The 26,906-nt window shown below is 73.3% G+C and carries 25 protein-coding genes; 16 read left to right on the top strand and 9 right to left on the bottom strand.

What is annotated here, in order from left to right:
• The first annotated feature begins 165 nt into the window (after nt 1–165).
• Nucleotides 166–1,524 carry a phosphoglucosamine mutase gene (gene glmM, locus ACZ7EC_RS17080; protein ID WP_471063221.1) on the top strand — a complete coding sequence of 453 codons (1,359 nt, stop codon included), beginning with the start codon at nt 166–168 and terminating at the stop codon, nt 1,522–1,524.
• Nucleotides 1,525–1,620: 96 nt separating this feature from the next.
• Here the strand turns inward: glmM and ACZ7EC_RS17085 are convergent, their stop codons facing one another.
• Together ACZ7EC_RS17085 and coaA are read right to left on the bottom strand one after the other, a co-directional pair.
• Entirely contained in the window at nt 1,621–2,550 is a 930-nt protein-coding gene (locus tag ACZ7EC_RS17085; protein ID WP_471063223.1) for a DUF389 domain-containing protein, read from the bottom strand.
• A gap of 28 nt (nt 2,551–2,578) precedes the next feature.
• Nucleotides 2,579–3,547 carry a type I pantothenate kinase gene (coaA, locus tag ACZ7EC_RS17090; protein ID WP_397987208.1) on the bottom strand — a complete coding sequence of 323 codons (969 nt, stop codon included), beginning with the start codon at nt 3,545–3,547 and terminating at the stop codon, nt 2,579–2,581.
• A gap of 279 nt (nt 3,548–3,826) precedes the next feature.
• Between coaA and glmS the strand changes: the two genes are divergently transcribed.
• Nucleotides 3,827–5,674 carry a glutamine--fructose-6-phosphate transaminase (isomerizing) gene (gene glmS, locus ACZ7EC_RS17095; protein WP_471063225.1) on the top strand — a complete coding sequence of 616 codons (1,848 nt, stop codon included), beginning with the start codon at nt 3,827–3,829 and terminating at the stop codon, nt 5,672–5,674.
• A 39-nt stretch (nt 5,675–5,713) separates the two neighbouring features.
• Here glmS and ACZ7EC_RS17100 read toward each other — a convergent pair whose 3' ends face one another.
• The gene (locus ACZ7EC_RS17100) at nt 5,714–6,505 is read right to left on the bottom strand and encodes an SDR family NAD(P)-dependent oxidoreductase (protein ID WP_471063227.1); all 792 of its coding nucleotides are present in this window, start codon (nt 6,503–6,505) and stop codon (nt 5,714–5,716) included.
• 63 nt (nt 6,506–6,568) lie between these two features.
• Between ACZ7EC_RS17100 and ACZ7EC_RS17105 the strand changes: the two genes are divergently transcribed.
• The 5 genes from ACZ7EC_RS17105 (at nt 6,569) to tsaE (ending at nt 11,678) form a co-directional block, all read left to right on the top strand.
• Entirely contained in the window at nt 6,569–6,940 is a 372-nt protein-coding gene (locus ACZ7EC_RS17105; RefSeq protein ID WP_397984479.1) for a holo-ACP synthase, read from the top strand.
• Nucleotides 6,941–7,016: 76 nt separating this feature from the next.
• On the top strand, nt 7,017–8,447 hold the full coding sequence (locus tag ACZ7EC_RS17110) for an NAD(P)H-hydrate dehydratase (RefSeq protein WP_471063229.1): 1,431 nt from the start codon (nt 7,017–7,019) through the stop codon (nt 8,445–8,447).
• 157 nt (nt 8,448–8,604) lie between these two features.
• Nucleotides 8,605–9,783 (top strand): alanine racemase, encoded by a 1,179-nt coding sequence (gene alr / locus ACZ7EC_RS17115; protein WP_471063231.1) that lies wholly within the window; start codon nt 8,605–8,607, stop codon nt 9,781–9,783.
• A gap of 148 nt (nt 9,784–9,931) precedes the next feature.
• Entirely contained in the window at nt 9,932–11,185 is a 1,254-nt protein-coding gene (locus tag ACZ7EC_RS17120; protein ID WP_471063233.1) for an alpha/beta fold hydrolase, read from the top strand.
• Nucleotides 11,148–11,678 (top strand): tRNA (adenosine(37)-N6)-threonylcarbamoyltransferase complex ATPase subunit type 1 TsaE, encoded by a 531-nt coding sequence (gene tsaE / locus ACZ7EC_RS17125; RefSeq protein ID WP_471063235.1) that lies wholly within the window; start codon nt 11,148–11,150, stop codon nt 11,676–11,678. The genes ACZ7EC_RS17120 and tsaE overlap by 38 nt, the downstream gene beginning before the upstream one ends.
• Before the next feature lie 380 nt (nt 11,679–12,058).
• Here the strand turns inward: tsaE and ACZ7EC_RS17130 are convergent, their stop codons facing one another.
• Complete coding sequence (locus ACZ7EC_RS17130; RefSeq protein WP_471063237.1) at nt 12,059–12,619, bottom strand: hypothetical protein; 561 nt, start codon at nt 12,617–12,619, stop codon at nt 12,059–12,061.
• Between the two features lie 113 nt (nt 12,620–12,732).
• Here ACZ7EC_RS17130 and tsaB point away from each other — a divergent pair, with 113 nt between their 5' ends.
• The 4 genes from tsaB to ACZ7EC_RS17150 are packed head-to-tail and all read left to right on the top strand — an operon-like array spanning nt 12,733 to nt 15,218.
• Nucleotides 12,733–13,389: a tRNA (adenosine(37)-N6)-threonylcarbamoyltransferase complex dimerization subunit type 1 TsaB gene (tsaB, locus tag ACZ7EC_RS17135; protein WP_471063239.1), complete on the top strand. Its 657-nt coding sequence runs from the start codon at nt 12,733–12,735 to the stop codon at nt 13,387–13,389.
• A gap of 17 nt (nt 13,390–13,406) precedes the next feature.
• Complete coding sequence (gene rimI / locus ACZ7EC_RS17140) at nt 13,407–13,883, top strand: ribosomal protein S18-alanine N-acetyltransferase (RefSeq protein ID WP_471063619.1); 477 nt, start codon at nt 13,407–13,409, stop codon at nt 13,881–13,883.
• The gene (gene tsaD, locus ACZ7EC_RS17145; protein WP_471063241.1) at nt 13,876–14,964 is read left to right on the top strand and encodes a tRNA (adenosine(37)-N6)-threonylcarbamoyltransferase complex transferase subunit TsaD; all 1,089 of its coding nucleotides are present in this window, start codon (nt 13,876–13,878) and stop codon (nt 14,962–14,964) included. Before rimI ends, tsaD begins: the two co-directional genes overlap by 8 nt.
• The gene (locus ACZ7EC_RS17150) at nt 14,961–15,218 is read left to right on the top strand and encodes a hypothetical protein (protein WP_471063243.1); all 258 of its coding nucleotides are present in this window, start codon (nt 14,961–14,963) and stop codon (nt 15,216–15,218) included. Before tsaD ends, ACZ7EC_RS17150 begins: the two co-directional genes overlap by 4 nt.
• A gap of 230 nt (nt 15,219–15,448) precedes the next feature.
• Here the strand turns inward: ACZ7EC_RS17150 and ACZ7EC_RS17155 are convergent, their stop codons facing one another.
• Genes ACZ7EC_RS17155 through ACZ7EC_RS17170 form a run of 4 tightly spaced genes read right to left on the bottom strand, consistent with a single transcriptional unit; the run spans nt 15,449 to nt 20,960 of the window.
• On the bottom strand, nt 15,449–17,812 hold the full coding sequence (locus tag ACZ7EC_RS17155; protein ID WP_471063245.1) for a beta-xylosidase/alpha-l-arabinosidase: 2,364 nt from the start codon (nt 17,810–17,812) through the stop codon (nt 15,449–15,451).
• A gap of 34 nt (nt 17,813–17,846) precedes the next feature.
• Nucleotides 17,847–18,746: a carbohydrate ABC transporter permease gene (locus tag ACZ7EC_RS17160; RefSeq protein WP_471063247.1), complete on the bottom strand. Its 900-nt coding sequence runs from the start codon at nt 18,744–18,746 to the stop codon at nt 17,847–17,849.
• 4 nt (nt 18,747–18,750) lie between these two features.
• Nucleotides 18,751–19,629: a carbohydrate ABC transporter permease gene (locus ACZ7EC_RS17165; protein ID WP_471063249.1), complete on the bottom strand. Its 879-nt coding sequence runs from the start codon at nt 19,627–19,629 to the stop codon at nt 18,751–18,753.
• On the bottom strand, nt 19,626–20,960 hold the full coding sequence (locus ACZ7EC_RS17170) for an ABC transporter substrate-binding protein (protein ID WP_471063251.1): 1,335 nt from the start codon (nt 20,958–20,960) through the stop codon (nt 19,626–19,628). The genes ACZ7EC_RS17165 and ACZ7EC_RS17170 overlap by 4 nt, the downstream gene beginning before the upstream one ends.
• A 105-nt stretch (nt 20,961–21,065) precedes the next feature.
• On the opposite strand from ACZ7EC_RS17170, the gene ACZ7EC_RS17175 reads away from it, so the two are divergent.
• Together ACZ7EC_RS17175 and ACZ7EC_RS17180 are read left to right on the top strand one after the other, a co-directional pair.
• Complete coding sequence (locus ACZ7EC_RS17175; protein ID WP_471063253.1) at nt 21,066–22,103, top strand: LacI family DNA-binding transcriptional regulator; 1,038 nt, start codon at nt 21,066–21,068, stop codon at nt 22,101–22,103.
• A gap of 114 nt (nt 22,104–22,217) precedes the next feature.
• Nucleotides 22,218–23,249: an LCP family protein gene (locus ACZ7EC_RS17180; protein ID WP_471063255.1), complete on the top strand. Its 1,032-nt coding sequence runs from the start codon at nt 22,218–22,220 to the stop codon at nt 23,247–23,249.
• A gap of 7 nt (nt 23,250–23,256) precedes the next feature.
• Here the strand turns inward: ACZ7EC_RS17180 and ACZ7EC_RS17185 are convergent, their stop codons facing one another.
• Entirely contained in the window at nt 23,257–24,438 is a 1,182-nt protein-coding gene (locus ACZ7EC_RS17185) for a THUMP-like domain-containing protein (protein WP_471063621.1), read from the bottom strand.
• Between the two features lie 91 nt (nt 24,439–24,529).
• On the opposite strand from ACZ7EC_RS17185, the gene ACZ7EC_RS17190 reads away from it, so the two are divergent.
• The 3 genes from ACZ7EC_RS17190 (at nt 24,530) to groES (ending at nt 26,819) form a co-directional block, all read left to right on the top strand.
• Nucleotides 24,530–25,447: a polysaccharide deacetylase family protein gene (locus ACZ7EC_RS17190; RefSeq protein ID WP_471063257.1), complete on the top strand. Its 918-nt coding sequence runs from the start codon at nt 24,530–24,532 to the stop codon at nt 25,445–25,447.
• A 168-nt stretch (nt 25,448–25,615) separates the two neighbouring features.
• Nucleotides 25,616–26,203: a hypothetical protein gene (locus tag ACZ7EC_RS17195; protein ID WP_471063259.1), complete on the top strand. Its 588-nt coding sequence runs from the start codon at nt 25,616–25,618 to the stop codon at nt 26,201–26,203.
• Nucleotides 26,204–26,510: 307 nt separating this feature from the next.
• Nucleotides 26,511–26,819, top strand: coding sequence for a co-chaperone GroES (gene groES, locus ACZ7EC_RS17200; RefSeq protein WP_004955293.1), 309 nt, complete (start codon nt 26,511–26,513; stop codon nt 26,817–26,819).
• Nucleotides 26,820–26,906: the final 87 nt, after the last annotated feature.

Consider the following 26,906-nt stretch of genomic DNA (forward strand, 5'->3'; position numbering starts at 1 on the left):
CGCCCCGGCGGCACGCCACATGTGCCGCCGGGGCGTTCGCATATCTCAGCCAAGGGCGTATAACGACACAAGACGCTCAAAGGCTTGTGTGATCGGATGGCGAGGCGCCCCCCATCGATGCGGCGCCCGTCCGTTTACGCCATCGACGCTTCCTCAGGAGGACAAGTGGGACGACTCTTCGGCACGGACGGCGTGCGCGGTGTCGCCAACGCGGATCTGACCGCCGAGATGGCCCTCGGCCTCTCCGTGGCCGCGGCGCATGTGCTGGCCGAGGCGGGTACCTTCGCGGGCCACCGGCCGAAGGCCGTGGTCGGCCGGGACCCGCGCGCGTCCGGGGAGTTCCTGGAGGCCGCGGTGGTCGCGGGCCTGGCGAGCGCGGGCGTGGACGTCCTGACGGTCGGGGTGCTGCCGACGCCGGCGGTCGCCCATCTCACCGGCGCGCTCGGCGCCGACCTCGGTGTGATGCTCTCCGCGAGCCACAACGCCATGCCGGACAACGGCATCAAGTTCTTCGCCCGCGGCGGGCACAAGCTCGCCGACGAGCTGGAGGACCGGATCGAGGCGGTCTACGAGTCGCACCGGCACGGTGAGCCCTGGCAGCGTCCGACGGGCGCCGGGGTGGGGCGCGTACGGCCGTACGACGAGGGTTTCGAGCAGTACGTCGGCCATCTGCTGGCGGCGCTGCCCAACCGGCTCGACGGGCTGAAGATCGTCCTGGACGAAGCGCACGGCGCGGCCTCGGGGGTCTCGCCGGAGGCGTTCAGCCGGGCCGGTGCACAGGTCGTCACGATCGGTGCGGAGCCGGACGGGCTCAACATCAACGACGGCTGCGGCTCGACCCACCTGAGCCGGCTGAAGGCGGCGGTGGTCGAGCACGGCGCGGATCTCGGCATCGCGCACGACGGTGACGCCGACCGGTGCCTCGCGGTGGACCACACCGGCGAGGAGGTCGACGGCGACCAGATCCTCGCGGTGCTGGCGCTGGCGCTGCGGGAGCGGTCCGCGCTGCGGGCCGACACCGTGGTGGCGACGGTGATGTCCAACCTCGGCTTCAAGCTGGCGATGGAGCAGGCCGGGATCCGGCTGGTGCAGACGGCGGTCGGGGACCGGTACGTGCTGGAGGAGATGAAGCAGCACGGGTTCGCGCTCGGCGGCGAGCAGTCCGGGCATGTGATCATCCTCGACCACGCGACGACGGGTGACGGGACGCTGACGGGGCTGCTGCTGGCGGCGCGGGTGGCACAGAGCGGTCGCAGTCTGCGGGAACTGGCATCCGTGATGGAGCGGTTGCCGCAGGTGCTGATCAATGTCCCGGATGTGGACAAGTCGCGGGTGCGGACGTCCGCCGACCTGGCCGCGGCGGTTGCCGAGGCGGAGCGGGAACTCGGGGCGACGGGGCGGGTGTTGCTGCGGCCCTCGGGTACGGAGCCGTTGGTCCGGGTGATGGTCGAGGCGGCGGATATCGAGCAGGCGCGGTCGGTGGCGTCCCGGCTCGCCGATGCGGTGAAGTCCGCGCTGGGATAGTTCCGGGGACCGCGGGCGGCGGGCGGCGGGCGGCGGGTGGCTCGTGGCTTCTCCCGCCCACGCGCCGGAGCCGCCTGTGTGTCCGGCCCCGCGCCCCTAGAGGCGTTGCTGCCGGCGCTTCCAGAGAAGTTGCTGTGCCCGCAGGGTGAGGGTGCCCGCGAGGATGATGCCCAGCAGGTTCAGCAGGAGCTGGTCGGTCGAGCCCAGGGTCTGCGTGGTGTCGCCGTAGGCCAGGGCGATCGCGGCGTTGGCCGCGGCGGGGACCGTGGTGACGGAGATGGCGACGCCCACCAGCGCGGCGGACTTGGCGGAGGTCAGGGAGAGGGTGCCGGCCACGCCCGCCAGCAGCGCCACGATGAACGAGAAGGCGTCGGGGGCGTAGACGAACGCGGTGTTGGGGCGCCGGCCCTCCAGGGCGGAGCGGTGGAACAGGCCGACGGCGTCCATGAACAGGGTGAAGAGGACCGTCACCGCCATCGCCACCGCGAAGCCCACGAGCAGCGCGGTCAGCGAACGCAGCGCCAGGCGCGGATGGCGCCGTACCGTGGCCGTGCAGATGCCGGCCAGCGGGCCGAACTCCGGTCCCACGGCCATCGCGCCGACGATCAGGATGGCGTTGTCCAGCACCACACCGCAGGCCGCGATCATCGTGGCCAGCGTGATGAAGGCGACGTAGGTGACCGACAGGGTCGACTCCTCGTGGGTGGCCTCGGTCAGGCCCTCCCACAGCACCGCGTCCGCGCCCTCGCCCGGCGCGTCCCGCTCGGCCTGGTCGGCGCGCCGGGACAGCGACAGGTCGATGTCCTCCACGGCGATGGAGCCGGTGTCGTCCAGCCCCAGGCGCCGCAGCCCGGCGATCAGGGCGTCGGCCGCCTCGCGCGCGACATCGCACATCACCAGGTCTCCGGCCGGCTCGCGGGCGGCCCCCGGTATGACCGCGAGGTGGGTGGTGCCGACCGTTTCCCCGATCAGCCGCACCACCTCGTCGGTCCGATCGGCCGGGGTGATCAGGCGCAGATGCAGCATGGCGCCTTTGTAGCAGGTGGGCCGCGTCCTACAGCTTGCGCAGGCGCAGGCGCTGGACCTTGTGGTCCGGGCCCTTGCGGACGATCAGGGTGGCGCGGCCCCTGGTCGGGGCGATGTTCTCGGTCAGGTTGGGCTTGTTGATCGTGCGCCACAGGGTGCGGGCGTAGTCCAGGGCTTCGTCCTCGGAGACCTGGGTGTACTTGCGGAAGTACGAGTCGGGGTCCTGGAAGGCGGTCTGGCGCAGCTTGCGGAAGCGGCTGAGGTACCAGCGCTCGATGTCCTCGGCGCTCGCGTCGACGTACACGCTGAAGTCGAAGTAGTCGGCGAGTCCCACGCGGGTGCGGCCGTCCTTGCCGGGCAGGGCGGGCTGGAGGACGTTCAGGCCCTCCACGATCAGGATGTCGGGGCGCCGGACGGTGAGCCGCTGGTCCGGGACGATGTCGTAGATGAGGTGCGAGTAGACGGGGGCCGTCACCTCGCTCTTGCCGGCCTTGATGTCGGCGACGAAGCGGGTCAGCGCGCGGCGGTCGTAGGACTCGGGGAAGCCCTTGCGGGACATCAGGCCGCGCGCCTCAAGCTCCCGTGTGGGCAGCAGGAAGCCGTCGGTGGTGACCAGTTCCACGCGCGGATGCTCGGGCCAGCGGGACAGCAGGGCCTGGAGGAGCCGGGCGACGGTGGACTTGCCGACGGCGACGGAGCCGGCGACGCCTATCACGAACGGCGTGCCGGACTGGGAGCCCTGCTCGCCGAGGAAGGTGTTCAGCGCGCCTCTGAGGCCGTCGGTCGCGCCGACGTACAGGTTGAGCAGGCGCGACAGCGGGAGGTAGATGTCGCGCACCTCGTCCAGGTCGATCACGTCGCCCAGACCGCGCAGCTTCTCCACCTCCTCGGCGGTGAGCGGCAGCGGCGTCTTGTCACGCAGCGCGCTCCACTCGGCGCGGGTGAGGTCGACGTAGGGAGTCGCCTCCGGCCTGTGCCGGTGGGCGCTCCGGGGCATCGAGGGGACCGGTGAGATCACAATCCATTGTTAACGGAGTTTGAACGGGGTGGCGGGGTGGGGTGCGTCACGCCGCGGGCGGAGCCCGGCAGGACGCTGACCGCGCCCACCCGCCACGTGCGGTTCAGCCGGTAGACCCCCGATCCGGTCGCACGGTTGTGCGGGTGGTCCGGATGCGCGGCAGACGCCCCGCGGATGTGCGCTGAACGGGCCGAGGATTTCCGAATTCGGGCACGCTGCGCCGGTTTTGACGGCCGATCGGCCCGTAGGCTGCGACTCATGTGCGGAATCGTGGGATACGTAGGGTCGCAGTCGGCGCTCGATGTCGTGATGGCCGGGCTGAAGCGGCTGGAGTACCGGGGGTACGACTCGGCGGGCGTCGCCCTGCTGGCGGACGGCGGTCTGGCCGCCGCGAAGAAGGCCGGGAAACTGGTCAACCTGGAGAAGGAACTGGTCGAGCGGCCGCTGCCGGCCGGCTCGACGGGCATCGGACACACCCGCTGGGCCACCCATGGCGGCCCCACGGACGGCAATGCGCACCCGCACCTGGACAACGCGGGCCGGGTCGCCGTCGTCCACAACGGCATCATCGAGAACTTCGCGCTGCTGCGCGCCGAACTCGCCGAGCGCGGCCATGAGCTGAACTCCGAGACGGACACCGAGGTCGTCGCCCACCTGCTGGCCGAGGAGTTCTCGGCGACCGGCGATCTCGCGGAGTCGATGCGGCTGGTGTGCCGGCGCCTGGAGGGCGCTTTCACGCTGGTCGCGGTGCACGCGGACGCCCCGGACGTGGTGGTCGGCGCGCGCCGCAACTCCCCGCTGGTGGTCGGCGTCGGCGAGGGCGAGGCGTTCCTCGCCTCCGACGTCGCCGCGTTCATCGCGCACACCCGCGCGGCGATCGAGCTGGGCCAGGACCAGGTGGTGGAGCTGCGCCGGGACGGGGTGACCGTGACCGGCTTCGACGGCCTGCCCGCCGAGGTGCACTCGTACCACGTGGACTGGGACGCCTCGGCCGCCGAGAAGGACGGCTACGCCTCCTTCATGCTCAAGGAGATCGCCGAGCAGCCCAAGGCGGTGGCCGACACCCTGCTGGGCCGGATCGACCCGTCCGGCTCGCTGACCCTGGACGAACTGCGGATCACCCCCGCCGAGCTGCGCCAGATCGACAAGGTCGTGATCGTGGCGTGCGGTACGGCCTTCCACGCCGGGCTGATCGCCAAGTACGCCATCGAGCACTGGACGCGGATCCCCTGCGAGGTGGAGCTGGCCAGCGAGTTCCGCTACCGGGACCCGATCCTGGGCGGGCGTTCCCTGGTGATCGCGATCTCCCAGTCCGGCGAGACCATGGACACCCTGATGGCGCTGCGGCACGCCCGCGAGCAGGGCTCCAAGGTGCTGGCCATCTGCAACACCAACGGCTCCACGATCCCGCGCGAGTCGGACGCGGTGCTGTACACGCACGCCGGGCCCGAGGTCGCGGTCGCCTCCACCAAGGCGTTCCTGACGCAGCTGGTCGCCTGCTATCTGGTCGCCCTGTACCTGTGCCAGGTGCGCGGCACCAAGTGGGGCGACGAGATCCAGGCGGTGATCAAGGACCTGTCGAAGATCTCGGACGAGGTCGAGCGCGTCCTGGAGACCATGGAGCCGGTACGGGCGCTGGCGCGCACCCTGGCCGGCAAGGACACCGTGCTCTTCCTGGGCCGGCACGTCGGCTACCCGGTCGCCCTGGAAGGCGCGCTCAAGCTCAAGGAACTCGCCTACATGCACGCCGAGGGCTTCGCGGCGGGCGAGCTGAAGCACGGGCCGATCGCGCTGATCGAGGAGGACATGCCGGTGGTGGTCGTCGTACCGTCGCCGCAAGGCCGCTCCCTGCTGCACGACAAGATCGTCTCCAACATCCAGGAGATCCGGGCGCGCGGGGCGCGCACCATCGTGATCGCGGAGGAGGGGGACGAGGCGGTCGTCCCGTACGCCGACCACCTGATCCGCATCCCGGCCACCCCGACCCTGCTCCAGCCGGTGGTGGCCACGGTGCCGCTCCAGGTCTTCGCCTGCGAGCTGGCCGTGGCGCGCGGCAACGAGGTGGACCAGCCGCGGAACCTGGCCAAGTCGGTGACCGTGGAGTGAACCGCGCCTCGCCGCCCGGCCTGAGCCGAACGGGCGGCCCTAGTGCACCGAGAAGCCTCCGTCGACGTGGATCGACTGGCCCGTGACGTAGGCGGAGGCGCGGCCGGCGAGGAAGACGGCGGCGCCCGCGAAGTCCTCCGCGAGGCCGTTGCGCCCGGTCAGGGTGCGCGCGGCCAGCGCCGCCACCTTCCGCGGGTCGGCGGAGAGCCGGGCGTTGAGCGGGGTCATGACGAAGCCCGGCACCAGGGTGTTGCAGGTGACCCCGTACGGCGACCACGCCTCCGCCTGGGAACGGGCGAGCGACTCCAGCGCGCCCTTGGAGACGCCGTACGCGCCGCTGCTCACGAAGGCCCGGTGCGCCTGCTGGGAGCTGATGTGGATGATCCGGCCGAAGCCGCGCTCGGCCATGCCGGGCCCGAACCGCTGCCCCAGCAGGAAGGGCGCCTCCAGGTTCACGGCCATGGTGGCGTCCCAGACCTCCGTTGTCAGCTCGTCCATCGGGGGCCGCAGATTGATCCCGGCGGAGTTCACCAGGATGTCCGGCTCCCCGAACACCTCCGCCGCTGCCTCGGCGGCCGCGCGCACGCCCGCCCGGCTGCCGAGGTCCCCGGCGACCCCGGCCGCCCGGCCGCCGTCCGCCCTCAACTCCTTTACGGCGGCGGTCCTCTGCTCCTCGCGCCGGCTCACGATCACCACGCTCGCCCCGGCCCGCGCCAGCGCCCCGGCGACGGCCCGGCCGATGCCGGAACTTCCCCCGGTCACCACGGCGACGCGGCCGTCCAGCGAGAACAGGTCGGCGAGATAGGTCTGTTGGGACGCGGTACCGGTCATACCGGAAGAGTAGAGGGATGCGGGCGCCGCCTGATCCAAAGGAAAGACCCTAGGGTGCTCCCCATGAGCATCATCGGAGTCGGGATCGACGTGGCGGAGATCGACCGCTTCCGGGCGTCCCTGGAGCGGACCCCGCAGCTGGCCGACCGGTTGTTCGTGGCGGCGGAGTTGCTGCTGCCCAGCGGGGAGCGGCGCGGCATCGCCTCGCTGGCGGCCCGGTTCGCGGCGAAGGAGGCGCTGGCCAAGGCGCTCGGCGCACCGCCCGGACTGCTGTGGACGGACGCCGAGGTGTACGTCGAGGACAGCGGGCGGCCCCGGCTGCGGGTGCGGGGCACGGTCGCCGCGCGCGCCGCCGAACTGGGGGTGCGGTCCTGGCACCTCTCCCTCAGCCATGACGCGGGCGTCGCCTCGGCCGTGGTGGTCGCCGAGGACTGACCGGCTCCGGCGCGCCCGCCCGGCGCCGGCCGGGTCCGGGTGTGGGCGGTGGGGGTTACGGGGCAGACTCGGTGCCATGCGGAGTGCGTACAGCGTGGAGACGGTACGGGCGGCCGAACGGGCCCTGATGGCACGGCTGCCCGAGGGGGCGCTGATGCAGCGGGCGGCGGCCGGACTGAGCGCCGCCTGCGCCGAACTGCTGGGCCGGGTGTACGGCAGCCGGGTGGTCCTGCTGGTCGGCAGCGGCGACAACGGCGGCGACGCCCTGTACGCGGGCGCCCGGTTGGCGCGGCGGGGGGCCGGAGTGACGGCCGTACTCCTGTCGCCCGAGCGGGCGCACGCGGGGGGACTGGCCGCGCTGCGCCGGGCCGGGGGCGTGTGCGCCGCACCCGAGGCGGCCGGGGACGCGATCGGGCGGGCCGACCTCGTGGTGGACGGCATCGTCGGGATCGGCGGCAAGGGCGGGCTGCGGCCCGACGCCGAGCGGCTGGCGGCGGCCGTGGCGCGGAGCCGGGCCGCGGTGGTCGCGGTGGACCTGCCCAGCGGGGTCGAGGCGGACAGCGGCGAGGTGCGGGGCGCGGCGGTACGGGCGGACCTCACCGTCACCTTCGGCGCCTACAAGCCCGGACTGCTGGTGGACCCGGCGCGGGAGTACGCCGGGGTCGTCCGGCTCGTGGACATCGGCCTGGAGCTGCCCGCCGGGCCCGAGCTGGAGGCGCTGCAACACGCCGACGTGGCACGTCTGCTGCCGCGCCCCGCCGCCGAGAGCGACAAGTACCGGCGCGGCGTGGTCGGCATCGCGGCCGGCTCCGCGCGCTATCCGGGTGCCGCGGTGCTCGCCGTCTCCGGTGCGCTGCGCGGCGGCGCCGGGGCCGTGCGGTACGTCGGGCCGGCCGCGCAGGCGGTCATCGCCCGCTTCCCCGAGATCCTGGTCTCCGACCGGGGCCCGGCCAAGGCGGGCCGGGTGCAGGCATGGGTGACCGGTCCGGGCGCGGGCGACGACGCCGCGACCGTCGCCGAGGTGCTGGCCGAAGAGGTGCCGGTGCTGCTGGACGCGGACGGGCTGCGGCTCGCGGACCGGGACACCGTACGCGGGCGCGGCGCGCCCACCCTGATGACACCGCACGCGGGCGAGGCCGCGGCCCTGCTCGGCGTGGCGCGCGAGGAGGTGGAGGGCGCCCGGCTGGCCGCGGCGCGCGAACTGGCGGCCGCGTACCGGGCGACGGTGCTGCTCAAGGGCTCGACCACGCTGGTCGCGGACGCGGCGGGCGGTGCGGTGCGGGTGAACGCCACCGGTACCCCCTGGCTGGCCACCGCGGGCAGCGGCGACGTGCTCTCCGGGCTCGGCGGCTCGCTGCTCGCCGCGGGCCTGTCCGCCCTGGACGCGGGCAGCGTCGCGGCGTATCTGCACGGCCTGGCGGGCCGGTTCGCGGCCCGGGGGGCACCGGCGGGCGCGCACGACGTGGCGGAGTGCGTGCCTCGGGCGTGGCGGGACGTGCGGGACTGAGGGCGCGGTGGCGGTGGCGGCCCGTTCCCGGTGCGGGACGCGCGACCCACCGGCCCCGGTGAACTGCCGTACCCGTACCGCCCCGTGGCCCCGCGCGGTGGGCGTACCGGCACCACGGCCGGGAGCCGGGCGCACGCTCTGAGAGACTGGGAGCGCCATGACTGAGACTCCAGCTGTGCCGACCGCCTCCCTGCGTGCCCGTGCCGAGATCGATCTGGGCGCGCTGCGCGCCAATGTGCGGACCCTGCGCGCCCGTGCGGGGGACGCGGCCGTGATGGCCGTCGTCAAGGCCGACGGATACGGCCACGGCGCGGTGCCCTGCGCCCGCGCGGCGGTCGAGGCCGGGGCCACCTGGATCGGCACCGCGCTGCCGGAGGAAGCCCTCGCGCTGCGCGCGGCCGGGCTGACCCAGCGGGTCCTGTGCTGGCTGTGGGTGCCCGGCGGCCCCTGGCGGCAGGCGATCGAGGCCGGCATCGACGTGTCGCTCAGCGGGATGTGGGCGCTGCGCGAGGTCACCGGGGCCGCGCGCGCCGCCGGGCGGACCGCGCGCGTCCAGCTCAAGGCCGACACCGGGCTCGGCCGCAACGGCTGCCAGCCCGGCCCCGACTGGGCGGAACTGGTCGCCGCCGCCCTGCGCGCCGAGGCCGAGGGGCTGGTCCGGGTCACCGGCCTGTGGTCGCACTTCGCCTGCGCCGACGAGCCGGGCCACCCTTCCATCGCCGCCCAGCTCGCACGCTTCCGGGAGATGGTGGCGTACGCGGAGGAACAGGGCGTGCGCCCCGAGGTGCGGCACATCGCCAACTCGCCCGCCACGCTCACCCTTCCCGAGACCCACTTCGACCTGGTCCGTCCCGGTATCGCCATGTACGGCCTGTCGCCCAGCCCCGAGATCGGCACCCCCGCGGACTTCGGGCTGCGCCCGGTGATGACGCTCAGCGCCTCGCTGGCCCTGGTCAAGCACGTACCCGGCGGGCACGGCGTCAGCTACGGCCACCACTACGTCACCCCCGGCGCCACCACCCTCGGCCTCGTCCCGCTCGGCTACGGCGACGGCATCCCGCGGCACGCCTCCGGCGCCGGTCCGGTGCTGGTCGACGGCAAATGGCGGACGGCCGCCGGGCGGGTCGCCATGGACCAGTTCGTGGTGGACCTCGGCGGCGACGAACCGCCCGTCGGCGCGGACGCGGTGCTCTTCGGCCCCGGCGACCGGGGCGAGCCCACCGCCGAGGACTGGGCGGCGGCCGGCGGCACGATCGTGTACGAGATCGTCACCCGCATCGGGAGCCGGGTGCCGCGCGTCTACGTCCCTGAAGTCAACGAGGAAGTGCGCGGATAACCCGTTCGAGGACGACTGCTCCATATCACGTGTAACAACGGTCACATCCGCACACCCGGTCCCACCTGTCTCGGCGACCATCGGTACGGCGCGCCGGCACGAGGTGCGCGGACGGGCCAGGCAGCACGACGGCGAGAAGGAGCGGCACGTGAGCGACAGCAGGGCGGCGGACGCCGTCGCGGACACCGTCGTCTCGGCCGCCGCGGAGGCGGCCGGGAGCTGGCGCCGGGCGACCGGCATCGCCGGTGCCGCGCTGGGCGTCCTCGCCGCGGGCGCGGCGGCCGGCGTCGCCGTCGAGCGGATGACGGTGGGCCGCGGGGTGCGCCGCAAGGCACGTCTCGCCCTGGACTCCGCTGGGCCCTACGGCACCCTGCGCGGCACGCCGGGCAAGGCGTACGCCGACGACGGCACGGAGCTGTACTACGAGGTCGACGAGGTGGAGCCGGACGCGGCCGCGCCGCCCTCCGCGCGCCGGCTCAGACTGTTCGGCCGCAAGGCGCCGGCCCCGGTCACCGTCGTCTTCTGCCACGGCTACTGCCTCAACCAGGACTCCTGGCACTTCCAGCGGGCGGCCCTGCGGGGGGTGGTGCGCACCGTGCACTGGGACCAGCGCAGCCACGGCCGCTCCGGGCGGGGCGTGGCGCAGCTCCGGGACCGGGAGCCGCTCACCATCGACCAGCTCGGCCGTGATCTGAAGGCGGTCCTCGACGCGGCCGTGCCCGAAGGGCCGGTCGTGCTGGTCGGCCACTCGATGGGCGGGATGACGGTGATGGCGCTCGCCGCCCAGTACCCGGAGCTGATCGCGCAACGGGTGGTCGGCACCGCGTTCGTGGGCACGTCGCCGGGGCGGCTCGGCGAGGTGAACTTCGGGCTGCCGGTGGCCGGGGTCAACGCGATACGCCGGATCCTGCCCGGAGTGCTCCGGGCGCTCGGGCAGCAGGCGGAGCTGGTGGAGAAGGGGCGCCGGGCGACATCGGAGCTGTTCGCCGGGATCATCAAGCGGTACTCGTTCGCCGGGCGGGACGTGGATCCGGCGGTGGAGCGGTTCGCCGAGCGGATGATCGAGTCCACGCCGATCGACGTGGTCGCGGAGTTCTACCCGGCGTTCACCGACCACGACAAGACGGCCGCGCTGGCCTGCTTCCGCGGGCTGCCGGTGCTGGTGCTGGCGGGCGTGCGGGACCTGGTGACGCCGAGCGCGCACAGCGAGGCCATAGCCGGCGAACTGCCCGACGCCGAGCTGGTGCTGGTGCCGGACGCCGGGCATCTGGTGATGCTGGAGCACCCGGAGGTGGTCACCGACCGCCTCGCCGATCTGCTCACCCGCGCGGGCGCGGTGCCCGCAGCGGCTACCGTAAGTTCCTATGGAACGTCCAGCAGCAGCACCGTACGACCCCGCTGAGCACGGCACCGCCGGGACCCGGCTGACGATCACCTCGCCCGAGCAGATGCGCGAGCTTGGCCGCCGCCTCGCCAAGCTGCTGCGCGCCGGGGACCTGGTGATGCTCTCCGGGGAACTGGGCGCGGGCAAGACCACGCTGACCCGCGGGCTCGGGGAGGGTCTCGGGGTGCGGGGCGCGGTCACCTCGCCGACCTTCGTGATCGCGCGGGTGCATCCGTCCCTGGGCGACGGTCCGCCGCTCGTGCACGTGGACGCCTACCGGCTCGGCGGCGGTCTGGACGAGATGGAGGACCTGGACCTCGACGTCTCGCTGTCCGACTCGGTGATCGTCGTGGAGTGGGGCGAGGGCAAGGTCGAGGAGCTGACCGAGGACCGGCTCCAGCTGGTCATCCACCGGGCGGTCGGCGACACCACGGACGAGGTGCGGCGCGTGACCCTCACCGGGCTCGGCGAGCGCTGGGCCGACGCGGGTCTGGAGACGCTCACGGCCTGAGCACCGCCGGTTTTCCGACAGGCCGTCGGCAAGACGTTGCGTGGCCCTCGCGGGCGTGATGACATGGTGTCCAGCCCGTAGTCAGGCATGCCTCGCTACGCCGCCGCACCTCAGGAGGCGCCCGTGTCCGCCCCGCAGCCCCCGCCGCCGGTCCCCATGCGCACCCTCCTGGCCGCCTGCGCCGCCGCGGCCGCGATCTCCCGTCCGCCACGCCCCCCGGAGCCCCGGACCCCCCACCGGACGACCGCCCCGGAACAGGCGGCGTAGTCCGCCGCCCGCCGCCCGCCGCCCGCCGCCGGGCACGGCGACCGGCGGGAGAGCCGGTACCAGCGGGCCACGCACGCCCCGGTCCGCCGGGCCGCCGGTTCCGGAACGGCCCCTCAGCGGATGACCAGGACCCGTTCCCCGATGGTCGCGAAGTTCCACATGGCGGCGCCGTCGGGGCGGGACTCGCGGATGCCGCCGGTCTTGGTGCTCGCGTCGGCGGGTGGGACGGTGTCCGCGGTGGCGGGGGCGGAGAAGCCGATGGTGACGCCGTCGACCGTGGTGAAGCGGACCACGTGTTCGATGGGGATGCCGTCGGTACCGGTCACGGCGTGCGAGCGGGAGGTGACCCAGTACGTGCCGAGGGGCGGGTCCACCGTGCCGGGGTGGACGCGGAAGGTGCGCAGCACCCGGTTGCCCGCGCTGACCAGCCACACCCGGTCGTCGTCCACCGAGTAGACCACCCGTTCGCCCTTGCCGGAGCCGCTCGGCAGCGCGGTCGGGTGCTGCCGGTCGCGGGGCGCCTTCGTGGCCTGTCCGCCGGGCGAGCCGTTCGCCGCGGGACGGCCGCCCAGCCCCGCCGGCACCGTCGCGGACGCCTCGTAGGCCAGGAAGCCGACCACGCCGAGGGCCGCCGCGGTGAGGCCGGCCACGATTCCCGAGCTGGTCCCTGCCACCTGCTTCCACCTCCGCCGCGTGCGATATGTCGTACTTCGTACAGACCGTAGCAGCCGGTGACCGTCCGCCCCGGTCGGCCGTGCACGGGGCGCGGGCGCCGTAGGCTGTTCGCGTGCTCTTGCTCGCTCTGGATACCGCAACGCCCGCCGTCACCGTCGCCCTGCACGACGGCACGGACACCATCGCCTCGTCGAAACAGGTGGACGCGCGCCGGCACGGGGAGCTGCTGCTGCCGGCCGTCGACCGGGTCCTCACCGAGGCCGGCCGCACGCTGGAGGCGGTCACCGCGATCGTCGTCGGCACCGGCCCCGGCCCCTACACCGGACTGCGCGTCGGCCTGATGACCGCCGACACCTTCGGCCTGGCGCTCGGCGTCCCCGTGTACGGCGTGTGCACCCTGGACGGCCTCGCCTACGCCGCCGACATCGAGAAGGGCCCCTTCGTCGTGGCGACCGACGCCCGGCGCAAGGAGGTCTACTGGGCCACGTACGCCGACTCCCGCACCCGGCTGACCGGCCCGGCCGTCGACCGTCCGGCCGATATCGCCGAGCAGGTCGCCGGGCTCCCGGCGGTCGGCGCGGGCGCCCTGCTCTACCCGGACACGTTCCCGAGCGCCCACGAGCCCGAGCACGTGTCCGCCGCCGCGCTGGCCGCGCTCGCCGCCGAGCGGCTGGCCGCCGGGGAGGAACTGCCCGCGCCGCGGCCGCTGTACCTGCGCCGGCCGGACGCGCAGGTCCCCAAGAACTACAAGGTGGTCACCCCGAAGTGACCGTCGAACTGCGCGAGATGCGCTGGTGGGACATCGACCCGGTGCTGGAGCTGGAGAAGGACCTGTTCCCCGAGGACGCCTGGTCGCGGGGCATGTTCTGGTCCGAGCTGGCCCACTCGCGGGGCCCCGAGGCCAGCCGCCGCTACGTGGTGGCCCAGGACGGCACCGGCCGGATCGTCGGCTACGCGGGCCTCGCCGCCTCCGGCGACCTGGCCGACGTCCAGACCATCGCCGTCAGCCGCGGCCTCCAGGGCACCGGGCTCGGCGGGCGGCTGCTGACCGATCTGCTGCGGGCGGCGACCGCGTTCGAGTGCCACGAGGTGATGCTCGAATGCCGGGTGGACAACATCCGCGCGCAGAAGCTGTACGAGCGCTTCGGCTTCGCCCCCATCGGGTTCCGGCGCGGCTACTACCAGCCGGGGAACGTGGATGCCCTGGTGATGCGCCTGACCGACCCTTCCGCATCTGTTCAAGGAACCGAGATCAATGGCTGACGAACCCCTCGTCCTCGGCATCGAGACCTCCTGCGACGAGACCGGCGTCGGCATCGTGCGCGGCACCACCCTGCTGGCCGACGCCGTCGCCTCCAGCGTGGACGAGCACGCCCGCTTCGGCGGCGTCGTCCCCGAGGTCGCGTCCCGCGCCCACCTGGAGGCGATGGTCCCGACCATCGAACGCGCCCTGAAGGACGCCGGGATCACCGCCAGGGACCTCGACGGCATCGCGGTGACCGCCGGTCCCGGCCTCGCGGGCGCCCTCCTCGTCGGCGTCTCCGCCGCCAAGGCCTACGCCTACGCGCTGGGCAAGCCCCTGTACGGCGTCAACCACCTCGCCTCCCACATCTGCGTGGACCAGCTGGAGCACGGCCCGCTGCCCGAGCCGACGATGGCGCTGCTGGTCTCCGGCGGCCACTCCTCGCTGCTGCTGTCCTCGGACATCACCTCCGACGTGCGGCCGATGGGCGCGACCATCGACGACGCGGCCGGCGAGGCCTTCGACAAGATCGCCCGCGTGCTGAACCTCGGCTTCCCCGGCGGCCCGGTCATCGACCGGTACGCCAAGGAGGGCGACCCGGCCGCGATCAACTTCCCGCGCGGTCTGACCGGCCCGCGCGACCCGGCGTACGACTTCTCCTTCTCCGGCCTCAAGACCGCCGTGGCCCGCTGGATCGAGGCGAAGCGCGCGGCCGGCGAGGAGGTCCCGGTGCGCGATGTGGCCGCCTCCTTCCAGGAGGCCGTGGTGGACGTGCTCACCCGCAAGGCCGTGCGCGCCTGCAAGGACGAGGGCGTCGACCATCTGATGATCGGCGGCGGGGTCGCGGCCAACTCCCGGCTGCGCGCCCTCGCCCAGGAGCGCTGCGAGGCGGCCGGCATCCGGCTGCGCGTGCCGCGCCCCAAGCTGTGCACCGACAACGGCGCGATGGTGGCCGCGCTCGGCGCCGAGATGGTCGCCCGCAACCGGGCCGCCTCCGCCTGGGACCTGTCGGCCGACTCCTCCCTGCCGGTCACCGACCCGCATGTGCCGGGCGATCACGACCATGTGCACGAGGTCAGCAAGGAGAACCTGTACTCATGACGGTCGCGCTGATGTGGGAGGCGCGTGCGGCCGAGGGCCGGGGCGGGGAACTCCTCGCCTGGGCCCGCGCACAGCGGCTGGAGCGGGAGCCGCTGCGCCGCGAGACCTTCCGGGCACCGCAGGACCGGGTGCTGGTCATCACCTGGTGGCCGGACGCGTACGACGCGGTGGTGCCGGAACTGCCCGAGCCCGGACCCGATTTGGTGACCCGTGCCGTGCACCGCTGGCGCTTCGAGGCGGTCGCGTCCGAGTAGGGGCGCATAAGTCCCGTTCGTTCCGGGCGAGTTTGCGGCCGTCGCCCGCGTCGGTCTATGATCATCACACAGCGAACGGCCGGAAAGCCGGTACGAACGCAGTGCGTTGGTGGTCCAAGGAAAGACGTCCCGCTTCCTGCGGGGAGATGCAGGTGCAAGGCCTGCCCGGCGCTCCACTCACACCCCGCCTCCGGTGTTCCGGAGGCGGGGTGTTCGCGTACGCCCGGCCCTCAGACCTCCGTGACCCGCGCCTCGCAGCGCAGCACCCGCCCGGCGCCCACCGCCCGCACCGCACCCGTCAGCCGCAGCCGCGCCCGGTGCCGTACGTCCGCGCTCGACGCGGCCAGCCGCAGCTCCAGCTCGCCCGGCTCCACGATCCGGGTGCCCGTGCGGTCCGGGAAGGAGGCCAGGTCCGGGTGGAAGCGGAAGGTGAGGCGGCGGGCCTCGCCGGGGGACAGCTCCACCCGCCGGTACCCGACGAGGCGGACGTCCGGCCGGGTCACCGAGGCCACCGGGTCGTGCAGATACAGCTGGACGACCTCGGCGCCCGCGCGCTCACCCGTGTTGCGGACGGTGACCGAGAGCTCGTACGACCCGTCCGTCGGGATCTCGTCCCCGGTCCCGGTGAAGTCCTCCCAGGCGAAGGCGGTGTACGAGCCGCCGTGCCCGAACGGGTACAGCGGGGTCGGGTCCAGGTTGCTGACCTCGCCGGCCAGCCCGAGCGGGGGCTGGAGGTAGGTCCAGGGCTGGCCGCCGGGCCGGCGCGGCACGCTCACCGGGAGCCGCCCGGAGGGGTTCACCCGGCCGGACAGCACCCCGGCGAGTGCCGGACCGCCCTCCTCGCCCGGAAAGAACGCCTGCACGACCGCCGCGAGCCGGCCCTGCCAGCGGCCCAGCGCGTACGGGCGGCCGGTCAGCAGCACGAGCACCACCGGGACGCCGGTGGCGACCAGCGCGTCCAGCAACTCCGCCTGGACGCCGGGCAGCCGCAGGTCCTCGGCGTCGCACCCCTCGCCCGAGGTGCCGCGCCCGAACAGCCCGGCCCGGTCGCCGAGGACGGCCACGCACACCTCCGCCCCGGACGCCCGCGCCACCGCCTCCGGGAAGCCGGCGGTGTCCGGGTCCGACACCCCGCAGCCCTCGGCGAACGCCACCTCGGCCGCCGGGAACTCGGCCCGCACCGCGTCCAGCACGGTCGGGATGTCGATGCCCAGCGGCACCTCGGGGTGGTGGGTGAGCACATGGGACGGGAAGGAGTAGCAGCCCAGCATCGCCAGCGCGTCCGCCGCGCGCGGCCCGACGACCGCGATCCGCGCGTCCGGCGCCAGCGGCAGCACCCCGTCCGGGTTGTCCAGCAGCACCACGGACTCCTCGGCGAGCCGCCGGGCCAGCGCCCGGTTCCCGGCCGAGTCCAGGTCGATCTCCGCGCCGGGCTCCGGCTGCCAGTCCGGGTCCAGCAGGCCCAGCTCGCACTTCTGCAGCAGCACCCGGCGCGCGGCCCGGTCCACCAGCGCTTCGGGCACCCGCCCGGCGCGCACGGCCGCCACGAGCGGCTTGCCGTAGCAGCTCAGCGTGGGCAGCTCGACGTCGATGCCCGCCTCCAGCGCGAGGTGCGCGGCCTCCGCGGGGCTGCCGGCCACCCGGTGCAGGGACTGGAGGAAGCCGACGCCGAAGTAGTCGGAGACGACCGTGCCGGTGAACCCCCACTCCTCGCGCAGCAGCCCGGTCAGCAGCCGGGGGTCGCCGGAGGCCGGGACGCCGTCCGTCTCGGTGTAGGCCGCCATCACCGAGCGGGCGCCGCCCTCGCGCAGCGCCATCTCGAACGGCGGCAGCGTCACGTCCGCCAGCTCCCGCCCGCCCGCCCGCACCGGCGCGAGATTGCGGGCCCCGGCCGAGGACGCGTACCCGGCGAAGTGCTTGAGCGTGGCGATGATCCCGGCCGACTCCAGTCCCCGGACGTACGCCGTGGCGATGGTGCCGACCAGGTACGGGTCCTCGCCGATGGTCTCCTCCACCCGGCCCCAGCGCAGGTCCCGCACCACGTCCAGGACGGGCGCGAGGCCCTGGTGGACGCCGGCCGCGCGCAGGTCCCGGCCGATGCGCCCGCCCAGCTCCTCGACGAGCGCGGGATCGAAGGCGGCGCCCCAGGCCAGCGGCACCGGGTAGGCGGTCGCCTGCCACGCGGTGAAGCCGGCGAGGCACTCCTCGTGGGCGACGGCCGGGATGCCGAAGCGGTTCGCCCCGGCGATCCGCCGCTGAGCCAGCGCCAGCGCCCGCGCGCCGAGCGCCGGCTCCACCGGGGCGGTGCCGAAGGAGCGGGTGAGCTGGCCGAGGCCGTGGGCGATCAGCTCGTCCCAGTCGTAGTCCGCGGACATCTCGCTCTGCAACGGCGCGACCCCGGCGCCGTCCGTGGCCGCGCCCACCCAGACCCCGTACAGCTGGGCGGTCTTCTCCTCCAGGGTCATCCGGGCCAGGAGGTCGTCGACCCGGACGGCGGCGGGCAGGGCGGGGTCGCGCCAGGGGGCGGCGGCGGGGGTGGCGCCGGCGGGGGTCGCGGGGTCGGCGCCGGGCGCGGTGCCGGGGGTGGTGCTCATGAAACTCCTGTCGGGAAGGGGGCGCGGGCGCGGGTCACTTGCCGCCCACACCCATCAGGCCGCCCACCAGGGCGCGCCGGGCCACGAGATACACGGCGAAGATCGGGATGCCGGAGAGGACGACCGAGGCGAGCAGTGCGGGGATGTCCACGCCGAACTGGGTCACGTAGTTGAACAGCCCGAGGGTCAGCACCCGCGGCCCCTCGGACTGGGTGAAGATCAGCGGGAAGAGGAAGCCGTTCCACGCCTGGAGCGCCGAGTAGATGCCGACGGTGCCGATGGCGCCCTTGGACATCGGGATGACGAGCTGGAACAGCATCCGCAGCGGCGAGGCGCCGTCCAGGGCCATCGCCTCGTACACCTCCTCCGAGATGTCCCGGAGGCTGCCGGTGAGCACCAGGACGGCCACCGGCATGGCGAACGCGGCCGTCGGCAGGATGATGCCGGCCAGGCTGTCGTAGAGGCCGAGCTTGGTGATCATCAGATACAGCGGTACGACCACGGCCTGCGCCGGGATGGCGACGCCGAGCAGGAACAGCCGGAAGGCCGCCCCGGACCAGAAGCCGCGGGTGCGTACGGCGACGTAGGCGAGCGGCACGCACAGCACCAGCACGATCGCCACGACGGCGGCCGCCGCCAGCACGGTGTTCCCCAGGTAGTGGGGGAGCCCGTTGCGCAGCACGGTGCCGTAGTTGGCGAACGTCGGATGGCTCGGCGGCTTCAGGGCGTTGTGGCCCAGCGCCTCGTCCCGCGGGGTGAGCGAGGCCGTGATCATCGCGTAGACCGGGACGATGACGACGACCAGCCAGACCAGCGAGCCGAGGCCGGCCAGCGGGTTGGGCCGCCGGGTCCAGTGCCGGCGGCGGCGCCCGTCCGGCCGGGCCGCGGGCGCGGCGCCGGTCTTCACGGGGTGGGGCAGCGTGTCGTGGGACACCGTGTCACATTCCTTCCCGCGTGCTGCGCATCGTGCCGAAGCCGGACAGCCGCACCAGCAGCAGCGACAGCGCGGTCGCCGCCACCACCAGGAAGGAGGCGATGGCGCTGGCGTAGCCGAAGTCGTACGTCTTGAAGCCGGCCTCGTACATCAGGTACGGCAGGGTCGCGGTGTCGGTGCCGGGGCCGCCCTGGGTGAGGATCAGGACGGTCTCGAAGTAGGTCAGCGAGCCGACGACCATCAGCACGCCCGAGGTGGTGGCGGTGTTGCGCAGCTGGGGCAGCGTGATGGAGAAGAACTGGCGGTAGCGGCCGGCGCCGTCGATCGCGGCCGCCTGGTGGAGCACTTCCGGGATCTGCCGGGCCCCGCCCTGGTAGATCAGGGTGTGGAAGGGGATGAACTGCCAGCCGCCGACGAAGACGAGGGCCAGGAAGGCGCCGTTCGTGGTGCCGAGGGTGTCGCCGGGCACGATGCCGAAGTTCGGGTCGAGCAGGGCGTAGAACAGCAGCGAGATCGCCGTCGAGGAGAGCAGGAACGGCACGAAGAAGACCGCCGACAGGATCGCGCGGTTGCGCTGCCTGCCCGCCGCCCAGACGCCGAGCAGCAGGGAGACCACCGTCTGGAAGGCCCAGCTGACCACCGTGAGCAGCACGGTGACGGTGAGGGACTGGGTGAGCCGGTCGTCGTCGAGCAGCTTGTGCCAGTTGGCGAGGCCCACCGGTTCGGGGTTGCCGAGGCCGTTCCACCGGGTGAAGGACAGGCAGAAAGCCATCACCATGGGGACGACGGCGAAGAAGGCGAAGAACAGTACGGCGGGCAGCGCCAGGGCGGTATGCGGGCGGCCCGCGTTCGCCCCCGTGCTCCGGGACGGGCCGGCGCTCACTTCAGTCCCTGGAGCGCCGAGACGAACCGGCTCGGCGAGGACTTGCCGGCGAACAGCTTGTTGACCTCGGTGAGCATCGGCGTCGACACGTCGGGATCGACGGCCTGGTCCCAGCTCAGCGTGAACGCGGGTGCCTGCTGCACCATCCGGTACTGGAACTTGGCGAACTCCGGGTTCGGCGAGGCGTCGAGCAGCTTCTCGGCGTTGGTCGTAGTCGGGATGTCGCCGTTGGCGACCAGCGCCTTGGCGTAGGTTTCGGAGGCGCAGTCGCGCAGGAAGGCGAGCGCCGCGTCCTTGTCGGCCGTACGGGCGTTGACCGACCAGTAGTTGGTGGGGTTGCCGACCACGTTGCGGATGTCGCCCGCGCCGCCCTCGACGGTCGGGAACGCGGTCCAGCCGAGGTTCCTGCGGGCGAAGTCCGGGAACTTGGCGAGCTGGGTGGAGTACTCCCAGGAGCCCATCAGGTGCATCGCGGCCCTGCCCTTGGCGAACACGGCCGGGGCGCCGCCGTTGGTGTAGGCGACCGAGCTGAAGCCCTTGCCGAACGCGCCGTCGTCGATGAGCTGCCTGACCGTCTGGGCGGCCTTCAGGACGGCCGGGTCGCCCCAGCCGGAGGCGTCGCCGTTCTTGATCCGGTCGAAGACCTGCGGGCCGCCGATCCGGTCGACCAGGTATTCCAGCCACATCAGCTCGGGCCAGATGTCCGCGCCGCCCAGCGCGAACGGGGTGATCCCGGCCTTCTTCAGCCGGGTGTTGATGTCCAGCAACTGGTCCCAGGTGGTGGGCGGCTGGAGCTTGTGCTCGGCGAACAGGGTCTTGTTGTAGAAGAGGATCACGGGCTGCATGCCGCGCATGGGTATGCCGTAGTCGCGCCCGCCGATGCCGCCGGCCGTGATCACCGAGGGCAGGAAGCCGCCCTTGAGGACCGGGTCGGAGGCGATGACGTCGGTGAGGTCCACCAGCTGCTTGGCGTCCCGGTACGCCTTGATGGAGCCGCCGCCCCAGTTGAAGAAGATGTCCGGCGCGTTGGGCGAGCCCATCGCCGTGCGCAGCTTCGCCGGGTACTGGTCGCCGGGGACCTTCTCCAGCCTGATCTTCCCCTTGGTCCTCTTCGCCGCGGCCGAGGCGTTGAACCGGTCGATGGCCGCCACCTGGATCTTGGCCGCGTCGTCGCCGTACACGAACGCGGTGAGGGTGCCGCCCCCCGATCCGCCGGAGGAGCCGCAGGCCGTGAGTCCGGCGGTGCCGGCGGCGAGAAGTGTGGTGGCACCGGCGCCGAGCACCCAGCGCCTGCTGAACGTGCGCCCGCCGTTGGACGTGGTGGACTCCATGACCCTGGCCTCTCGCAATGTTTCGAGTGCAGTTCCGAATGTTCCGGGAACGTATGGCGGAAGAGGGGCGTCGTCAAGGGGTCGCGCAGGGATTACGATCGCGGCATGAAGCCTGGGAAGTCCGTGGAAACGCAGACCGCGACGCTCGCGGAGATCGCCCGTGAGGCAGGGGTGTCCGCTCCGACTGTTTCGAAGGTCCTCAACGGCAGAGCCGATGTCGCCGCCGCGACGCGCACCCGTGTCGAGGAGCTGCTGCGCGCCCACGGCTACCGGCGCAGGCGCGCCGAGTCGTCCCGCTCCCCGCTGATCGACCTGGTCTTCCACGAGCTGGAGAGCGCCTGGGCGATGGAGGTCATCCGGGGCGTGGAGAACGTGGCGCAGTCGGCGGGCCTCAGCGTGGTGCTGTCCGAGTCCGCCGGGCGGCTCACCCCCGGCCGCTCCTGGGCCGACCAGGTGGCCGCCCGCCGCCCGCACGGCGTCGTCCTCGTCCTGTCCGAGCTGGACGGCGCCCAGCAGGCGCTGCTGACCAGCAGGTCCATCCCGTTCGTGGTGGTGGACCCGGCCGGCGATCCGGGCCCGGACGTGCCGTCCATCGGCGCCACCAACTGGCAGGGCGGGCTCGCGGCCACCCGCCACCTGGTCGAGCTGGGCCACACCCGGATCGGCGCGATCAGCGGCCCGTCCCGGATGATGTGCAGCCGCGCCCGCATCGACGGCTACCGCGCCGCGCTGGAGACGGCCGGGCTGCCCGCCGATCCCTCGCTGGTGGTGGCCGGGGACTTCCACCACGACGCCGGCTACCGCCTGGGCCTGGAGCTGCTGCGCCGCCCCGACCGGCCGACCGCCGTCTTCGCGGGCAACGACCTCCAGGCCCTGGGGCTGTACGAGGCCGCGCGGGAGCTGGGGCTGCGCGTTCCGGAGGACCTCAGCGTGGTCGGCTTCGACGATCTGCCGGTGGCCCGCTGGGTCGGCCCGCCGCTGACGACCGTGCGGCAGCCGCTGACCGAGATGGCCGAGGCCGCGGCCCGTCTGGTGCTCGAACTGGGCGGCACGCACGGGGAGCGCGCCGCCACCCGGCTGGAGCTGGCGACCAGCCTGGTGGTGCGCTCCAGCACCGCGGAGCCGCGCCGCGCGACCGCCTGACCGAAACTTTCGAAAGAGTGTCGCCGGCCCGCCGCCGATGAGAATTCCGGAAGAAAATCCCGTCGTACGGCTTCCGCTAACAGTCCGCTAATAATTCGGACTTACGTTCCTGCCGTGACGCGACACGAGGAGCACGGCCGGCGTTCGAGGGTGCTGCGGATCGCCGGGCTCACCCTGGCGGCGGCCCTGGTGCTGGGGACGGCCACCGCGGGCTACGCCTACTGGCATCTGAACCGCAACATCAAGGGTGTCGACATCGAGGGCGCGCTCGGCGACGACCGCCCCGCGCACGCGATGATCGCGCCTTCCGCGAGCGCTTCCACGGACGCCCCGCTGCCGGCCACTTCCCTCAACATCCTGGTGCTGGGCTCGGACTCGCGCAGCGGCAAGGCGGACAAGGAGCTGGGCGGCGGCGACAGTTCGGGCGCCCGCTCGGACACCGCGATGGTGGTGCACCTGGACGCGGGCCGCACCCGCGCCACCGTGGTCAGCATCCCGCGCGACACCCTCGTCACCCGCCCTTCCTGCCCGCTGCCCGACGGGGGTTCGACGGCGGTGGCGTACGGCTCCATGTTCAACAGCGCCTTCTCGGTGGGCGGTCCGGTGTGCGCGGTCAAGACGGTCGAGTCGATCACCGGGGTGCGCATGGACCACTTCGTCGAGATCGACTTCTCCGGCTTCGCCAAGCTGGTCGACGCGCTCGGCGGGGTCGACGTCACCACCACCCGGAACATCGACGACGACAGGAGCCATCTGCACCTGGCGGCCGGAGCCCACCACCTCGACGGCAGACAGGCACTGGCCCTCGCCCGCACCCGGCACGGCATCGGCGACGGCAGCGACCTCGGCCGCATAGGTCTCCAACAGCTCCTCGTGAAGGCCCTGTTGGAGCGGATATCCGGCACGAACCTGCTCACCGACCCGGCCAGGCTCTACCAGGTCGCCGACGCGGCCACCAAGAGCCTCACCACCGACACCGGCCTCGCCTCCCTGACCGGGCTGACCGAGCTGGGCGAGAGCCTGAAGGGGCTGGGCGCGGACCGGGTGAAGACCGTGATGATGCCGGTGGTCACGGCGCCCTCGGACCCCAACCGGGTGATCGCGAAGGAGCCGGACGCCGGGAACCTGTGGGCGAGCCTGCGCTGACCGCCGGTCAGGGGCCCTCGGGCGGCCGGGCGGGACCGCCGACCAGCATCGTCGGCGCGCCCGCGACCCGAGTGAGGAACACCGTCGCCGCGTTCGGCCCCTGCGGTTTCACCTTGCGCCGCAGCTCCTCCGGCTCGACCGCCGAGCCGCGCTTCTTCACGGTCAGCGTCCCGACCTCGCGTTCACGCAGCAGCGCCTTCAACTTCTTGAGATTGAAGGGGAGTTGGTCGGTGATCTCGTAGGGGGTGGCGTACGGGGTCGGGTGCAGCTCGTCGGCGGTGACGTACGCGATGGTCGCGTCGATCAGTCCGCCGCCGACCTCCTCGGCCACCTCGGCGACCAGATGCGCGCGGATCACGGCACCGTCCGGCTCGTACACGTACCGCCCCACCGGGCGCGTTCCGGGGTCCGGCAGGCCCCGCCCCAGCAGGGTGCGCGGGCCGGGCAGCAGGGTGGCGCGGACCGCGCCCGGCGCCCCGGTCCCGAACCAGAGCACCGCTTCCTTCACATCGCCGCCGTCCGAGATCCACTCCGCCTCGGCCTCCGGCGGCACCGCCTCGTGCGGGATGCCGGGCGCGATCTTCAGCGCCGCGTGCGGCGCCCGGCGCGCGGCGTCCACGGCCCACGACAGCGGAGGCGAGTACGCCTCCGGGTCGAAGATCCTGCCCCTCCCGCCCCTTCGCGCCGGGTCCACGAACACGGCGTCGTACCCGGCGGTGTCCACCTCCGTGACATCCGCCTCCCGCACCTCCATCAGGCCGGTGAGCCCCAGCGCCTCGGCGTTCGCCCGCGCCACGGCCGCCGTCAGCGGGTCCCGGTCCACGGCGAGCACCCGGATCCCGGCCCGCGCCAGCGCGATGGCGTCCCCGCCGATCCCGCAGCACAGGTCCGCCACCGAGGTCACCCCGAGATCGGTCAGCCGCCGCGCCCGGTACGCCGCCACGCTCGCCCGCGTCGACTGCTCGACCCCGTTCGGCGTGAAGAACATCCGCTCCGCGTCCGCCGCCGCGAACTTGGCCGCCGCGCGCTGCCGCAGCCGGGCCTGGCCGAGCGCGGCCGACACCAGTTCGGCGGGGTGGTCGCGGCGCAGCCTGGTGGCGACGGCGAGTTCGTCGGCCGGGGCGGTGCCGCGGACCTCTTCGAGGAGGGCCCGGCCTTCGGGGGTGAGGAGAGGAGCGAGGTCGTTCACCGGGTCATTGTGGGCCAGTCGGTGGATGGTGCGCGGCACGGCGGCGGTGTCGGCGGGGGATCGGGGGCGGGGGCTGCGAAGATCCAGCACCATGCGACTAGTAGTACAAAATGACAAAAGTCGGGCGCGGGCCGCTCTCGGCTGTGCCGCCGCCGTCCTCGCCTCGACCGCACTCGTCACCGGCTGCTCCGGCGCCGGCTCCGACCCGCACGCCGCCCGCCCGGCCGCCGGCCAGGGCGCGACCGGCCACGCCGCCCCGGACCCCCGCGCCGTCCGGGCCGCCGAACACGCCCGCATGGTGGCGGCGGCGAAGCGCTGGGGCCTGGACGAGGTCCCGCTCACGCCCCCGGCGCCGCCCAAGGTGAAGCCCCGCATCACCGCGCGCCCCGGCTTCGAGGTGGACCACCAGGTCGACTGGGCCCTGCCGCCGGTCTTCACCACGGTCCCGACCAGGAACAAGGTCGTCTTCCTCACCATCGACGACGGCTCGGAGAAGGACCCCCGGTTCCTCCAGATGATGCGGGACCTGAAGATCCCGTACACCGCCTTTCTCAGCAACTACCTGGTCAAGGACGACTACGGCTACTTCCGCAAGGCCCAGTCCTACGGCAACACCCTGAACAACCACACCCTCACCCACCCCTACCTGCCGGGGCTGTCCTACGAGGAGCAGAAGCACGAGATCTGCGACATGCAGGACATCATGCAGAAGCAGTTCGGCAGACGCCCGACCGTCCTGCGCCCGCCCTACGGCAACTACAACCAGGACACCCTGGTCGCCGCCAAGTCCTGCGGCATCAAGTACGCCCCGATCTGGAACGAGGAGGTGTACGTCGACCACTGGGAGTTCCGCGAGGACGACCAGCAGCTGCGCCGCGGCGACATCGTCCTCACCCACTTCCGGGGCCGCAGCGACTGGGACGGCACGATGGTCGACGACATGCGCCGCTTCCTGAACAAGGTGACGCGCGAGGGCTACGCGGTGGCCCGGCTGGAGGACTACCTGTGAGCGGACCTCGGGCGCCGCGAGGCATCCGGTGAGGTGCCGGTAAGCCATGCGGCCGGAAGGGTGGTGAGGCGGGTGGCCGGTCTGGTGCGGGCGGGACGCGGGGCGCGAAGGGTGCCCGTGAGGCGCGGGGCCGAAGGGGCGCCGGCCCCGCGGAGACCGGTCCCGCTGGTGGCCGGGGTGCTCGCCGCGGCCCTGGTCCTCGCCGGGTGCGCCCAGCCCGTCGTGCCCATCGAACGCCTCGGCAGGAAGGCGGCGGAGGGAGTACGCCCGCACGGACGCCCCCTCGCGGCGCCCCCCTCCGGCCGCGCCCTGCCCCCGGTCGTGGACCACGTCCGCACCCGCGACCGGGTCGTCTTCCTCACCTACGACGCCGACGACCGCGGCCCCCGCTCCACCTCCGCCCCGCGCGAACCGCGCCTTCCGGTGAGCCGGTTCACCCTGGTGCGCAAAACCTTGGCGGGAGCGCCGTACGCCACCCAGCGCGCCGAGCTCTGCGCCCTCCGCGCCCGGCTCCTGCGCCCGCCGCGGGGCGCGTACGACCGTACGACCCTGCGCGCGGCCGCCGACTGCGGCACCACCGCCGTCGTCCTGTGGCGCGCCACCCTCACTCCGGCGGGCCTCACCTACCCGCGGGGCCCGCACCACCTCCGCCGGGGCGACATCGTCCGGCTGACCCCCGGCGCCCCCACGGCCCGCCTCTTGGCCGCCATCCGCAGCGGGAACCTGGCGCCGGCCCGCCTCGAGGACTACCTGTAGCCACCGCGGGCCGTCCGGCGTTCGAGGGCGAGGCCGCAGGCCGACGGGGGGCCGGGGCGCGCGGCACCCGGCAGCGGAACCACCGGCGCCGGCCGCCGCCGCACCCCCGATTTCGGCCGACGCGCCGCACGGGATTGGCACTCCGCTTGACCGAGTGCTAATCCCCGCCATAGTCTCGGCTCTGGCACTCCCCACTGGAGAGTGCCAACAACGCGACGGGCAGGTCCGGCACCCGCGACGACGGATCGACCTGGTCGCCACCTCAGACAGTTAACCCCGTGAGATCTCCGAAGGGGGAGGTCGGATCGTGACGACCGCCAGCTCCAAGGTTGCCATCAAGCCGCTCGAGGACCGCATCGTGGTCCAGCCGCTCGACGCCGAGCAGACCACGGCCTCTGGCCTGGTCATCCCGGACACCGCGAAGGAGAAGCCCCAGGAGGGCGCCGTCCTCGCCGTCGGTCCGGGTCGCTTCGAGAACGGCGAGCGCCTGCCGCTCGACGTCAAGGTCGGCGACGTCGTCCTGTACAGCAAGTACGGCGGCACCGAGGTGAAGTACAACGGCGACGAGTACCTCGTCCTCTCGGCTCGCGACGTGCTCGCGATCATCGAGAAGTAATTCACCCGAGCGAACCTTTGCTCTGAACTGCGCCCCTGGCCCCCGCAACCGATAACGAAGCCGGGCGCCCAGGGGCGCAGTTCGTCT

The sequence above is a fragment of the Streptomyces sp. NPDC037203 genome (genome assembly GCF_055605065.1).

Coding starts and splice junctions, on each gene's coding strand:
- ACZ7EC_RS17085 (WP_471063223.1), bottom strand. CDS start 2,550: ATGCTGCATCTGCGCCTGATCACCCCGGCCGATCGGACCGACGAGGTG.
- coaA (WP_397987208.1), bottom strand. CDS start 3,547: ATGCCCCGGAGCGCCCACCGGCACAGGCCGGAGGCGACTCCCTACGTC.
- glmS (WP_471063225.1), top strand. CDS start 3,827: ATGTGCGGAATCGTGGGATACGTAGGGTCGCAGTCGGCGCTCGATGTC.
- ACZ7EC_RS17100 (WP_471063227.1), bottom strand. CDS start 6,505: ATGACCGGTACCGCGTCCCAACAGACCTATCTCGCCGACCTGTTCTCG.
- ACZ7EC_RS17105 (WP_397984479.1), top strand. CDS start 6,569: ATGAGCATCATCGGAGTCGGGATCGACGTGGCGGAGATCGACCGCTTC.
- ACZ7EC_RS17110 (WP_471063229.1), top strand. CDS start 7,017: ATGCGGAGTGCGTACAGCGTGGAGACGGTACGGGCGGCCGAACGGGCC.
- alr (WP_471063231.1), top strand. CDS start 8,605: ATGACTGAGACTCCAGCTGTGCCGACCGCCTCCCTGCGTGCCCGTGCC.
- tsaE (WP_471063235.1), top strand. CDS start 11,148: ATGGAACGTCCAGCAGCAGCACCGTACGACCCCGCTGAGCACGGCACC.
- rimI (WP_471063619.1), top strand. CDS start 13,407: ATGCGCTGGTGGGACATCGACCCGGTGCTGGAGCTGGAGAAGGACCTG.
- tsaD (WP_471063241.1), top strand. CDS start 13,876: ATGGCTGACGAACCCCTCGTCCTCGGCATCGAGACCTCCTGCGACGAG.
- ACZ7EC_RS17150 (WP_471063243.1), top strand. CDS start 14,961: ATGACGGTCGCGCTGATGTGGGAGGCGCGTGCGGCCGAGGGCCGGGGC.
- ACZ7EC_RS17155 (WP_471063245.1), bottom strand. CDS start 17,812: ATGAGCACCACCCCCGGCACCGCGCCCGGCGCCGACCCCGCGACCCCC.
- ACZ7EC_RS17170 (WP_471063251.1), bottom strand. CDS start 20,960: ATGGAGTCCACCACGTCCAACGGCGGGCGCACGTTCAGCAGGCGCTGG.
- ACZ7EC_RS17175 (WP_471063253.1), top strand. CDS start 21,066: ATGAAGCCTGGGAAGTCCGTGGAAACGCAGACCGCGACGCTCGCGGAG.
- ACZ7EC_RS17190 (WP_471063257.1), top strand. CDS start 24,530: ATGCGACTAGTAGTACAAAATGACAAAAGTCGGGCGCGGGCCGCTCTC.